General features: G+C 37.5%; 11 protein-coding genes. 7 read left to right on the plus strand and 4 right to left on the minus strand.

Annotated features, from left to right (window positions below):
• Positions 1-77 precede the first annotated feature (77 nt).
• Positions 78-554, minus strand: coding sequence for an OsmC family protein (locus LQ201_RS11065; RefSeq protein WP_230142330.1), 477 nt, complete (start codon positions 552-554; stop codon positions 78-80).
• 697 nt (positions 555-1,251) lie between these two features.
• Positions 1,252-2,178 carry a 2-hydroxyacid dehydrogenase gene (locus LQ201_RS11070; RefSeq protein WP_230142332.1) on the minus strand — a complete coding sequence of 309 codons (927 nt, stop codon included), beginning with the start codon at positions 2,176-2,178 and terminating at the stop codon, positions 1,252-1,254.
• Positions 2,179-2,396: 218 nt separating this feature from the next.
• On the opposite strand from LQ201_RS11070, the gene LQ201_RS11075 reads away from it, so the two are divergent.
• The 5 genes from LQ201_RS11075 to LQ201_RS11095 all read left to right on the plus strand — a co-directional run bounded on the left by LQ201_RS11075 (position 2,397) and on the right by LQ201_RS11095 (position 9,694).
• Entirely contained in the window at positions 2,397-4,886 is a 2,490-nt protein-coding gene (locus LQ201_RS11075) for an outer membrane beta-barrel family protein (RefSeq protein ID WP_230142334.1), read from the plus strand.
• Positions 4,887-4,942: 56 nt separating this feature from the next.
• Positions 4,943-7,372, plus strand: coding sequence for an outer membrane beta-barrel protein (locus LQ201_RS11080; RefSeq protein ID WP_230142336.1), 2,430 nt, complete (start codon positions 4,943-4,945; stop codon positions 7,370-7,372).
• 27 nt (positions 7,373-7,399) lie between these two features.
• The gene (locus tag LQ201_RS11085; RefSeq protein ID WP_230142338.1) at positions 7,400-7,954 is read left to right on the plus strand and encodes an NUDIX hydrolase; all 555 of its coding nucleotides are present in this window, start codon (positions 7,400-7,402) and stop codon (positions 7,952-7,954) included.
• 483 nt (positions 7,955-8,437) lie between these two features.
• Positions 8,438-8,899 carry an IS200/IS605 family transposase gene (gene tnpA, locus LQ201_RS11090; RefSeq protein WP_230142341.1) on the plus strand — a complete coding sequence of 154 codons (462 nt, stop codon included), beginning with the start codon at positions 8,438-8,440 and terminating at the stop codon, positions 8,897-8,899.
• A gap of 36 nt (positions 8,900-8,935) precedes the next feature.
• Positions 8,936-9,694, plus strand: a complete 759-nt coding sequence (locus tag LQ201_RS11095; protein ID WP_230142343.1) for a 1-acyl-sn-glycerol-3-phosphate acyltransferase — start codon at positions 8,936-8,938, stop codon at positions 9,692-9,694.
• Positions 9,695-9,832: 138 nt separating this feature from the next.
• Here the strand turns inward: LQ201_RS11095 and LQ201_RS11100 are convergent, their stop codons facing one another.
• On the minus strand, positions 9,833-10,582 hold the full coding sequence (locus tag LQ201_RS11100) for a LytTR family DNA-binding domain-containing protein (protein ID WP_230142345.1): 750 nt from the start codon (positions 10,580-10,582) through the stop codon (positions 9,833-9,835).
• Between the two features lie 54 nt (positions 10,583-10,636).
• Positions 10,637-11,671, minus strand: a complete 1,035-nt coding sequence (locus LQ201_RS11105) for a sensor histidine kinase (protein WP_230142347.1) — start codon at positions 11,669-11,671, stop codon at positions 10,637-10,639.
• A 263-nt stretch (positions 11,672-11,934) separates the two neighbouring features.
• Between LQ201_RS11105 and LQ201_RS11110 the strand changes: the two genes are divergently transcribed.
• Both LQ201_RS11110 and LQ201_RS11115 read left to right on the plus strand, forming a co-directional pair.
• Positions 11,935-12,192, plus strand: coding sequence for a hypothetical protein (locus LQ201_RS11110; protein WP_230142348.1), 258 nt, complete (start codon positions 11,935-11,937; stop codon positions 12,190-12,192).
• 5 nt (positions 12,193-12,197) lie between these two features.
• The gene (locus tag LQ201_RS11115) at positions 12,198-13,106 is read left to right on the plus strand and encodes an ABC transporter ATP-binding protein (protein ID WP_230142350.1); all 909 of its coding nucleotides are present in this window, start codon (positions 12,198-12,200) and stop codon (positions 13,104-13,106) included.

Genomic DNA, 13,106 nt, shown 5'->3' on the forward strand with positions numbered 1-13,106 from the left:
ACAAATTAATGGCGATAAAATCGCCTATCTCCACCATCCTCGTTACAAACGAGGACGATGGTATCAACTGAAAGCTGTTAACCGTTTTCTGCTTTACAAGTAGGTTTGTGTTTAACCGGAAAATTTAATGAATTGGCAATAAAACACATTTTATTTGCCTCATAATGCAGCGAAGCTGCAAGTTCGTAATGTGCCTTATCGGCTATTAAAACCTGGGGATGAAGGGTAACCTCTCTAAAACGGCCACTGCCATCAGCCGATTCTTCCATTGTACCTACTGCCTCATCTTTATAATCGATTACCACGATCTCGTTTTTAGAGCATAAGTGTAAATACCAGAGCATATGACAGCTGGATATTGAGGCCAATAACAGATCTTCAGGGTTATATTTAGATTTATCGCCCAAAAAAGCAGAATCAGACGATCCTGAAATATCGGCTTTGCCTTTTACTGAAATTACATAATCGCGATCGTACGAACGGTAATCCATTGTACCCGAGCCTTTATTGCCCGTCCAAGTAACTGTAGTTGAATATAAATGATCTTTCGGCATGATAAAATTGGTTAGATTGTATAGCCAATTTAAGAAAATATTATCAAGATTAATCTACTTTTCAACCCTTTTGACTAAGAATAATCTAAATATCTTAATCTCAAGAAACAATTTTAACTCAAGAAATATTTCAGAAAAAATTATGCCCTAATTTTATGCCCTTTTGAGGTTAAGAAGGACTTTAGCAAGCCGTATGTAGATTCGTCTGCATTAATATTAATCCCTTTATCATTCTCCATGTATGAGCATTCGAAACATACATTAAGAGCAGAAACAATTTCTCCAGTCTTATTATAAAATATGATTGCATCCCTGTAATAGGTAGACACATCCAAGAAGGTAAGTTTGCAACCTCGGTTTCTAAAATGTGATTTAATTTAATCACATCCTGACTATTACGTTGGAAGGAACTAATCTTTTCCGAAGTGTTATCAAGGTTACCATTCAGATCAGTTATGCGGTTATCATACCAAGATATTGCTCCTGTATTTCTAGTAGTATCCGAATAGTAGGCCTGCTGTTGAAAAGAGTATGTCTCAACATATTCGAAATCGATGTTTTTAATATAATCTTTGGATTGAATAGCACTATGTGTCATATTACTTTTTCAAGACGTAGTTTTAAAAGCCTGTAAATTTGGATTGGTAGTAAATAATTAGACCTATGAGGTTTTAAAAACCTCATAGGTCTTTCTAAACTAAAAATTAAGATCCCTTAATTTCTCAGCCAAAACCTCCGAAATTTTCCGGTAAGAATCGAATGTCCAGCCACCAACATGTGGCGTTAAAATCACTTTTTCGTTATTTTTTAGCTCATCGTACCAAACCTGTTCGCCCAATGCAGGGAATTTTTCTGTTTGCAGTACATCCAATCCGGCACCTAAAATCTTTCCGCTTTTAATTGCACTCAACACTGCTTGCGTATTTACAATTTCGCCTCTCGCGGTATTGATAAAGAAAATGGGCTTTTTAAAATGGAAGAAATACTCGTCATCAACCATCTGTCTGGTTTCGGCAGTTAGGGGAATATGCAAGCTCAGTACATCGCTGTGTTTCACAATTTCTTCCATGCTTACCTCGCGGGCAAAAGCATCAGAAAAGCCTGTTTTATACTTATCATAGGCCATTACATCCACCTCAAAACCTGCCAGTTTCTTCGCAAAACTTTGCCCCATAAAGCCATAACCAATAATTCCCACCTTTTTGCCTTTCAATTCGTAACCACGGTTACCTTCTCTATCCCACACCCCGTTTCTAATCTCCATATCGGCCCTGCGGAAGTTGTTCATCAACGATAACAGCAAACCCGTAGCATGTTCGCCAACAGCATCACAATTTCCTTCAGGTGCATTAATCAATTCGATATTTCTTTCAAAAGCGATTTTATCATCAATATTATCTAAGCCAGCCCCTGCTCTTGCCACAAACTTTAAGTTTGGAGCGGCTGCAAAAATTTCGGCGTCTATCCTAAATTTCGTTCTTACCGCAATACCGGTATAATCTTTTATTTTATCTAATGTTTGTTGGCGGGTAATCTGTGGTTCATTATCAACCAGGTAACCCATAGCAATGGCCTGCTCTTTAAATGCAGGGTGCAAATCATCAACAATTAATATCCTATTCATAATAAACAAAAGTAACATTTTGCAAATTGTTCAATTGTAATATTCTTTTATTGTTTAGGCAAAACTGAAAACTGCCAATTACTAACCGCCAACTGGAGAATAACCCACAAAAATATTACTATAAAATGGCTGTAATAAAATAGTTACGGCTCCTTAATTAAACTTAGTTGCCGTTACTTTGTCTCCCTTTATAAAAACACACGAAATTTTATTTTTTAATGAGACTTTTACAATCGAGAACAATACAGATTACCCTTTTACTTTTAAGCTTATCTTTTAGTCTTTTCGCACAAACAGGTGGAAAAGCAAAAATTACCGGAGTACTTAAAGATGCAAAAACACAAGAAACCATTCCATTTGCTACCGCTGTTTTAATTGATAAAGCAACAAGCAAAAATGCAAAAATTGCCCAAACAGATGTAAATGGTGCATTTATAATGGCAGATATCCCAACCGGAACTTTTACCTTTAAAATAAGCTTTGTTGGCTACCAAACCATGGTTAGAGATAATATAGCCATTACTGCCGCTACGGGTACATTAAACTTTGGCGACATTAAAATGAATCCTTCAAAAGGAAATATGCTGAGCGAAATTACCGTAACAGGCCAAAAACAAGGCATGCAAATGGGGATCGACAAAAAGATTTTTGCTGTGGATCAGAGCGTAATCAGCGAAGGTGGCTCAGCAGGCGATTTATTGCAGAATGTTCCTTCAGTTTCTACCGATATGGATGGCAATGTGAGTTTACGTGGCTCTGCAGGCGTAAAAGTTTTAATTGATGGAAAACCATCTTTAATTGCCGGTGGTAATGTAGCGCAGATTCTCCAATCGATCCCGGCAAGCTCTATCGAAAGCGTTGAGGTAATTACCAATCCATCGGCTAAATATGATGCAGAAGGTCAGTCAGGAATCATCAACATCGTACTGAAGAAAAATACGAAACTTGGCTTTAACGGTTCAGTCGCACTAACTGCAGGTAACCGCGATAACTATAATGCCAACACTAATTTAAGTTTTCAGAATAGCAAAGTAAACCTTTACGGAAACTATGGCTATCGCTATGGCAACCGTGTGGGTGGCGGTTTCCAGGATATTACCTACAAAACACCAACCAGTTCAACAGCTTTCGCAAATCAGAATACCGTTTCTAATTCATCTGATAGGGGACACAATGCTAAAGCTGGTTTAGATTATTATTTGGCACCAAAAAGCGTAATCAGCTTATCGGGTGGTTTTAACTCAAGAGAAAATGAGCGGAACGAGCTGCTTAACATTAGACAATTAAGTGCAAACCAGTCGCCTGTTTTATTAAGCAACAGAACCAATAATAATGACGGTTATGGAAAAAGTTACGACCTGAATTTAGATTACGTACAGAAGTTTAAAAAACCGAAAGAAGAGTTAACCTTCAACTTTGGCTATTCGTATGGCACAAACAACAACGACCAAACTTACAGCACCAATACCACTAACCGAAATGGTGTGCCGATTGATGAAACCTTAAGTTTACAGCGTGTTTTTAACACAGGCAATAATACCAATTACAACATCCAGACTGATTATGCATTGCCTGTTGGTAAAGCCGGTAAAATTGAAGTTGGTTACCGTAGCCAGATCCGCTTAGGAAACAATGATCAATACGCAGATTCGATCCCTACCAATACGAACATTTATGTTAGCAATAATAAGTTAATTAACGGTTTCGATAGTAAGGATCAGGTGCACGCACTTTATTTCAATTATCAGAGCCAGATTAAAGATTTTGGTTACCAGATTGGATTAAGAGGAGAAGATGCGCGTTTAGATACACATTTAGAAGGTTACACGGGCAATGTATTAACCACGGCCGAAGGAAATATCCACTACAAAAGGATCTATCCAAGTGTTTTCTTAACGCAAAAATTAAAGGGCGACAACCAGCTTCAATTGAGTTATACACGCCGTGTAAACCGCCCCCGCCCCTGGGATACCAACCCGTTTTTGGATGTTTCGGATCCTTTAAACTATAGAGGTGGTAATCCGAATTTATTGCCAGAGGATGTACACTCTTTCGAATTGGGATATAGTAAATACTGGAAAAAAGTAACCTTAACTTCGAGTTTGTATTTCCGCCAAACCAATGATGTAATTCAAAGGGTAAGAAGTACACCTGTTAACGGGATCATTACTTCAACCCCTCAAAATTTAACGAATCAGATTAATAGCGGTTTAGAGTTGATTGGCCGTTTCGATCTGATTAAAGCTTTAAATTTTACTACCAATGTAAACTTATATCAAGCTAAGTTTGCCGGAGATGCAAGATTTGACATTCCATCAAGCAGTGGCTTTAGCTGGAACGCCAATATTACCGGAAATTTAACAGTAGTTAAAAATTTATCGTTACAGGTGCGTGGTGATTATAGGGCGCCAGAAGTGATGGCACAAGGAAAACGTAATGCTATGTATGGGGTTGATGGTGGAGCCAAATACGATTTCCCGAACAAAAAAGCATCTTTAAGTTTCAATGTTCGTGATGTCTTTAACACCAGAAGATGGAGCATGACCACTGAAGATAGAGCCACAATTGTTGATTTTGAACGCCAGTTTCAGGGCACAATGGGGAATTTAACCTTCTCTTACCGCTTTGGAAAAACTACATTTACCGGTACGAATAAAAAGAGGAAAGACGATCAGCAGGACAACCGCCCTGATGAGGGATCCTTTTAATAACCTAAGGTGCTTAGAAAAAATATTTCTAAGCACCTTTTTTAACTAATCAGATATTGGAAAAACTTTTACCTAAGCTTTGCTTTACCTTATTAATTTTACTCAAGGCCTTTACCGCGCTTGCTGTAGAAAAAGGTGTAATCAGTGGGAAGGTGATTGAAGAAGTTGGTGGATTATCTATTCCATCGGCAGTAATATCTGTTTATATCGATGGATCTGAACAGCCCATAATTACGTCTGCCACAGATGAGGATGGCCATTTTAGTATTAAAAATCTAAAAACAGGAAATTATAGCATTAGGGTAAGTTTTGTTGGCTATGCCCCATTAAAAGTAAATGGAATAGCCATAACAGAAAAAGATTTTGATAAAAACCTGGGCGCATTAAAACTAACCTCTGAACAAAATTCTTTGCAGGAAGTAACCATTACCGTCCAAAAACCACCTATCGAATTCGGAGCTGACGGTGTTACCTATAATGTTGGCTCAACACTATTAGCCGAAGGCAGCACCGCAACAGATGTATTAAAAAACGTACCAATGGTGCAGGTAGATATTGATGGTAACGCTACCATTGCAGGAAAGAGAAGTACGAGGGTTTTTATTGATGGTAAACCCTCAGACTATATGACCTCTAACATCGTCGACCTGCTAAATGTGCTACCTTCTGATGCCATCGATAAGATAGAGGTCCTTACCAATCCACCATCTAAATATAGCGGAGATGGCGAAGGCATCATTAACATTGTAATGAAAAAAGGCTTCAAGGTTGGCTTTAACGGTAATGTAGGTGTTTCGAGCGGATTGCAGGGCAACGGCAATACCAACGCCAATGCCTCTTACCGCGGAAAATCTTATGCTATAAATGGAAGCGCAGCTTATCGCTATAATGTTGGGAAAGGTGACAGCCATAATTTCCGCGAAAACTTTTTTCCCGATACAACTTTCTATTATGACCAATACGGGGCTTACCGGAACCATAACAACGGTGGAAATTTTAGAATGGGTTTAGATTGGACCATTAGTCCAAAGCAAAGCCTGCGCTTATCAACCAATTACAACCTCAATAATTCAAATTCAAATGCTACAACCGATCTTCATTACTTAAGCGAAGAACGCATAGAGAACCGCCTCCGCAACCAGCATAATACGGGTAAAGGCAATAGCAATAACTTTGTTTTTAATGCCGATTACGATCTTCAGACCGATACCAGCGGAGGTAAAATATCTTTAGGATTAAATTTCAACACCAATAAAAATATCGATTTTAGGGATTATAGCACCACTTATGCCCAACCCAGCACATCAGCCCCAACTTTACAGCAAAATAATAACAACACCGGAAACAGGGGGCTAAACGTAACCTTTGATTACGAAAAACCAATATTCAATAAACGCGACCGCATTGAAGCCGGGCTGGCTTTTAACTACAGAAAGAACGATAACGACTTGTTAATCGAAAATTTTAATTTTGCAGCGCAACAGTTTGTGCGTAACAACAAATTATCGAACCAGTTTTTATACAATGAAAACATAGCTGCTGCTTATGTATCCTACAACTACCGGAAGGTTGGCTGGGGCGTTAAAACAGGAGTTAGGGTCGAACTTACAGATGTAGCTTTCGATTTATCTACCGGGCAGAATTATAATGTAAAACCTTATCTCAGTGTTTTCCCTAATTTATCTTTAAATCGATTTTACCGCAAACGGTACAATATTGGTGCTACCTATAGCATCCGTATAAACCGGCCAAGAGAAAATACCTTGAACCCACAGGTTAATAATGTGGATACACTTAATATCTCCTATGGGAATCCTAATCTATCGCCAGCTTACACCCACCAGTTTGATATTAATTTTGGGGCTTTTGGCCAGAAATGGTCATTCAACCCGCGGCTCTCTTATTCGACCAGTCAAGGAGTTATAGAACGCTACCGCACGGTAACGTTAATTCCGGGCTCCAATACAGCCAGATCTGAAAGCACTTATGATAATGTGGGCACCAATAATTCGCTATCGCTTATCTTAATCGGGAATTATCGCCCTACCAATAAGATATCGGCCAATGGAAATTTCAGCGTGATCCAAAGTAATTATAAATCGCAGTTAAACAATTCGCTAAACCGAGATGGTTTGAGTTTTAGAGGGGCAATTGGCCTATCGATGCAGTTACCGCTTAAAACGGCTTTCGAATCGAACTTAAATTATGCCAACAATACCAATGCACAAGGCCGGAGCAAAGGTTCCATTACTTCTAATTTCTCGGCCAGAAAAGTCTTTTTAAGTAACCGGTTAAACCTTCGCGTAACAATTAATGATATTTTACGGAACAGAACCAATACCTTTTACAATGAAGGACAGAATTTCAGGCTGGAGAATTATTCAACCAATAACACGCAGAATTTCACTTTCAGCCTAAATTATCGTTTCACTAAAATTACCGTAAATAAAACTCCACCACCGCCGTCTCCTGCAAAACCACAGTAAGATAAATCATATTGCTTATCTTGCACCATGGAAGAGATCAACCCTTGGAAAACATTAGAGAGCGAGGTAAAGTACGACAACAATTGGATCCGATTAACCGAACATCAGGTGATTAACCCCTCTGGCGGAAAAGGAATTTATGGTACCGTTCATTTTAAAAACCTGGCGATCGGAATCCTCCCACTAGATGAAAATTACAATACCTGGTTGGTTGGTCAATATCGATATGCCCTAAACGCTTACAGCTGGGAAATTCCCGAAGGTGGTGGTCCATTTCACGAAGCATCGCTAGAAAGCGCCAGAAGGGAATTACTGGAAGAAACGGGAATGAGTGCCAGAAACTGGAAAGAGATTCAAAGAATGCATTTATCTAACTCTGTGAGTGATGAACTGAGCATAATCTATGTTGCCACTGGTTTAATTCAAGGTATCGCGATGCCTGAAGAAACGGAACAACTCATGGTAAAAAAATTGCCCTTTGATGAAGCTTATCAAATGGTTTTGAATGGAGAAATTACCGACTCAATAAGCGTTGCCGCAATTTTAAGAGCAAAGCTGATGATAATGAATGGCGAATTGTAGTTCGGACAACCACCAAATGTTCCTAATGGAACATAAAAAATATTGCATATTTTTTCTACCCAGCATATGTCCCCATGGGACATTAGGGGCAATCTGATGATTATAAGATCTTTTTAAAAAAATGGGCACACCTCTGTCTACTCCAAGTACTTATTATTTTGTTACTAAATCTATAAGCTGTTCCTTAGGAACAAATCCTAGTAGTAGTAGAAATAATACAATTGCAATTTTCGTTCCATAGGAACGTTTCATGACCAATAAAAATGCTATATCTTTTTTCAAAAAATTATATCTAATTTAAGATCGCAAAACAATGCATCAAACCGTTATTTAATAAGATCATTTGTTTTAAATTGCCAGTGCAATCCCTAAATATTAAATCATCCTAAAAATTATTAATGTCCAGTATGGACATTTCCCCGGTAGAAATTGCACACAACAATTTTCGTTCCGTAGGAACGTTTGATTATGATTTAAAATGCCATGCCGAATACCTACACCCAATTGCATATTCAATTTGTTTTTGCCGTTAAATTTCGCGCTTCATTAATTCATAAAGATTGGAAAGAAAGGCTTTTGAAATATATCACAGGGATATTTCAGGCAAATAACCATAAAATGATCCAGATCAATTGTATGCCAGATCATATTCACATCTTTATTGGTATGCGGCCACACCAATCCATTTCCAGCCTGATCCAGAATGTAAAAACAGAAAGTTCAAAATGGATTAACGATCAGAGATTTTGTAAAGTTAAATTTGCCTGGCAAGAAGGTTATGGTGCATTCTCTTATTCAAAAAGCCATGTTCAACAAGTTATTCAATACATCCAAAACCAGGAACAGCACCATAAAAAGGAAACCTTTTTACAAGAGTACACCAGCTTCTTAAAAACGTTTGAGATTGAATACGAAGAAAAATACATCTTCAAAGAACCAGAATAATTTATTATTATCTTTGCCATCTATTAAATCAACCAGATGAGCAAGCTTTTCGGATATATTTTAAGCCCTATTTTTTATATTTTCTTTGGATTAACACTTTGTATCTTCCATCCTATACAATGGATTTGCTTTAAGCTTTTTGGTTATAAAGCGCATAAAGTTTCGGTAGATATCCTCAACTTTTTCCTAACCTACTGCCAGATTTTTCTATTCAATTCAATCAGCTTTAAGAATGAATACGATTTACCTACAGACAGACCAATTATTTTTGCCGCGAACCACCAGAGTATGTACGACATCCCTTCGTTAATTTGGTTTTTAAGAAAACACAGCGCAAAATTTATCTCTAAAATTGAGCTTACCAAAGGTATTCCATCCATATCCATTAACCTGCGTTTAGGCGGTGGGGCAAACATCAACCGAAAAGACAACAAACAGGCCATTTCCGAAATCATCAAACTTGGCCGTAGAATGAAAGAAAACAACTGGAGTACTGTTATTTTCCCGGAGGGAACCCGATCGAAAGATGGTCAGCTGAAAACATTCCAATTTGGAGGTATTGCTACCATATTAAAAGTAGTACCCAATGCTTTGGTCGTTCCGGTGGCCATAGAAAATTCTTGGAAAATTGTTCGCTTTGGCATGTTTCCGTTAACCACAGGCAATGCGCTAAAATGGACGGTTTTAAAACCGATAGAACCGGGCGTAAAAACGCCAAATGATATCACGCTTGAGGTAGAAAACGAAATCAGGAAAGTTTTAGGTCAACCAATGGCGCAGGCTGCTGTTTTGTAATTTTAATTAATCTCTTTAAAGATCCTTCGACTCCGCTCAGGATGACAATCGCAGCAGGATCATTCCGTGGTTTCTGTGCTTCCGTGGCAATTAAAAGGTTAATTGTTTGAACTGGTTAAGCGCCTAATGCCAAACGCTCTAAATATTCTTATTTCCGATCACCCTAAAAAATTCATCGCGGTAAGTATCGCCAACAGGGATAATTTTTTGATTGATGGTAATGCGGCTACGCTCAATACTTTCAATTTTATCAACAGCCACAATATAAGATTTGTGTACCCTGATAAACTGACCTTGGGGTAAAGCTTCTTCCATCTTCTTCATACTCTGTAGCGTAATTACACGCTCATCTTTCGTAAATATCGAGATGTAATCTTTTAAACCCTCGATAAATAAAATATTATGCAGATAGATTTTTTGGATCTTATGTTCTGTTTTAACGAAAATATAATCCTGAACAGGATTTGCTGAACCAGAAAACGGTGCAGGTGTAACGATGGGCTGTGCCACACTCGCAGGGGCTTCAGTTGGTTTTACCTGATTATGTACTTTTTCTACCGCTTTATAAAAACGGTCGAATGCAATTGGCTTTAACAGGTAATCCGAAACATTAAGGTCATAACTTTCTAAAGCGTATTGTGGGTAAGCGGTTGTTAATATATAGTGGCATTTATTGCCAGCAATTTTTAAAAACTGGATTCCGGTCAGTTCAGGCATTTGAATATCTAAAAACACAAGATCAATCCCTCCGCCCTGAACAATCTGCAAAGCTTCGATAGGGTTTTCGCACCTTTTAACCATGGTTAAAAAAGGTACTTTCGAAATATAATCCTGTAAAATATCAAGCGCTAAAGGCTCATCATCAACAACAATACAGTTTAAGTTCATTTTAGGTTATTATTTTAATTAATGATTTTATCCGGGTTATGTTTGGTTATCGGATTATATGTCAATCATCAGTTCACAGGTATAATGAGTAGCCGAATTTACAACATTTAATTTATATCTATCAGGATAAACCAATTGTAACCGTCGTTCTACATTGGTTAAACCAACTCCTCCCTGTGCATCTTTATTCTGTTGGTTCTTTTTATTTACTACACTAAAATGCAAAATCTTCTGATTGGCAATGATATTAATTTTTACCGGTTCGGCCGGATCGGTTACTACCCCATGTTTAAATGCGTTTTCTACAAACGAAATCAGCATTAAAGGAACAATTTTCTGATTGTCAATTTCGCCGTTTAAGGTAAGCTCGATATAGGCGCCATCTTTAAACCTTATTTTTTGCAATTCGATATAACTGGTTAAATAGTCTACTTCCTTACTTAGTGCTACCGTTGGCGTATTGCTCTCATAAATCATGTAACGCATAATTTCCGAAAGCTTCATAATGGCATCGGCAGTTTTATCCGATTTCTGATAGGCCAGTGAATAGATATTATTGAGCGAATTAAAAAGAAAATGCGGGTTTAACTGCGATTTTAAAAACTGAAGCTCCATCTCCCGCCGCTCACTTTCTAAGTTACGTTGAATCCTTTCACTTGCAAACCAATCGATGGTAAATTTAATGATGCAACTGCAGATTAAGAAAAAGCCCGACAAGAACGTAACCAAAATCACAAAATTATGAACAGGTATTTCCATCCGCTTTCCCTTAGCGCTTACCGTAGTCAGTACATCATCTGGATATAATACCGCAATAGCGGTTTTAGCAACAACAGATACAGCAATCAACAATAAGAATGCTAAAACATAGATGAGGTATTTTTTTCTCTTTTTTATTAATTCAGGAATTAAAAAGATATAATTAATGTAGAAAATAGAAATATTGATTACCCCATAAACAACATAGCTGATAAAATAATCTTTCATCGTATGTTTTGTGGTATCGAATATATTACCACCAACGATAATCATTAAGATAATTGTCCAAAAAATAGCATGTAATATTAAAGGCCCCTTACTTTGTTTCATTAAGATATATATTAAATGGTTATGAAAGCTGATATCCGTTTAATAGACGCATATTCTTTCATGCATCCAAAATAAATAAAGTTTTATCGATTTACTTACACAATCTACCAACGGGCATTTTTTTTCTACCAACGGCCCAATAGGCAAATTTTATCGACAAACGCCAAAAATGTCTGTTGATCTAGAATCTTGAACACTTGGTATAATAGATTTTAGCAGGTTGTTTTTCTTGAGTTTCTTTGAATCATCAAAACGAAAACAAAATGAAAACTTCATCAGCAATCAACTTAAAAAATCAAACAGTAATTACTGATGGTATTTTCGCAACCGCTCAAATAAAACTATCGATCATGAAAAAGTTAGCAAACACATCACCATTTTTACTTTTATTATTACCTGTATTTATGATGATTATTTTAACCCTTACCGTTAGCACCAATCAGAATGATGCAGAAATAGTTGTAAAACCTACAAAAACATCTGGTTCTGTTGTGAAACAGGTAACTGCCATTTTCAAATAGAAACAATGGGTAAATACGCTATCGAAACTGTAGGTTTAAACTTTAACTTCGGCAACCAGGTTATTGTAAAAGATCTTTCATTACAAGTGCCAAAAGGCAGCATTTACGGCTTCTTAGGCCCCAATGGGGCTGGCAAAACAACCACTATAAAAATCTTGCTTAACCTGCTCAAATCGCCTTCCGATCAGGTTTTTATCTTTGGCAAAGAAATAAACAGTAATCGCATAGCTACCCTTAAACGCATTGGCGCTCTGGTAGAACAGCCAGCCATTTATGGGCATTTAACAGGGAAAGAAAACCTCATTAACCGCTGTATTCTGTTAGGCATAAAAAAAACGAAAGCTGATGAAATGCTGTCGCTGGTAGGTTTGACAGAAGCCGCAAATAAAAAAGCCAGTAAATATTCGTTAGGTATGAAACAACGGCTGGGCATTGCGCAAGCACTAATTTCAGACCCGGAATTACTCCTGCTGGATGAGCCTACAAATGGCTTAGATCCAAATGGCATTATTGAGGTCCGGAACCTCATGATCGATTTAGCTACTAAACACCAAAAAACAATATTGGTTTCAAGCCACCTATTGGCAGAAATAGAAAGAACAGCAACCCATGTTGGCATTATAAACAAAGGTCAATTATTATTTCAGGGCACCATTAACGAACTTCATTTACTGAGCAAACCTATGCTCGAAATCGAAGTCGACAAGATCGAAAGCGCAAGTTCCCTTTTAACAAAGTCGGGTTATGAAATTATTGCAAAAACCGATAGGATAATTACTATTCCATTTACTTCATCACAAAAAAGTGGAGAACTAAATACATTACTTATCCAAAATGGTTTCACGGTGAGCAGTCTTTATCAGCAAAGAAAAGACCTCGAAAATTTATTCCTTGATATTACCAAAACAAACTAA

The sequence above is a fragment of the Pedobacter sp. Bi126 genome, from assembly GCF_918698245.1.
Taxonomy (GTDB): Bacteria; Bacteroidota; Bacteroidia; order Sphingobacteriales; family Sphingobacteriaceae; genus Pedobacter.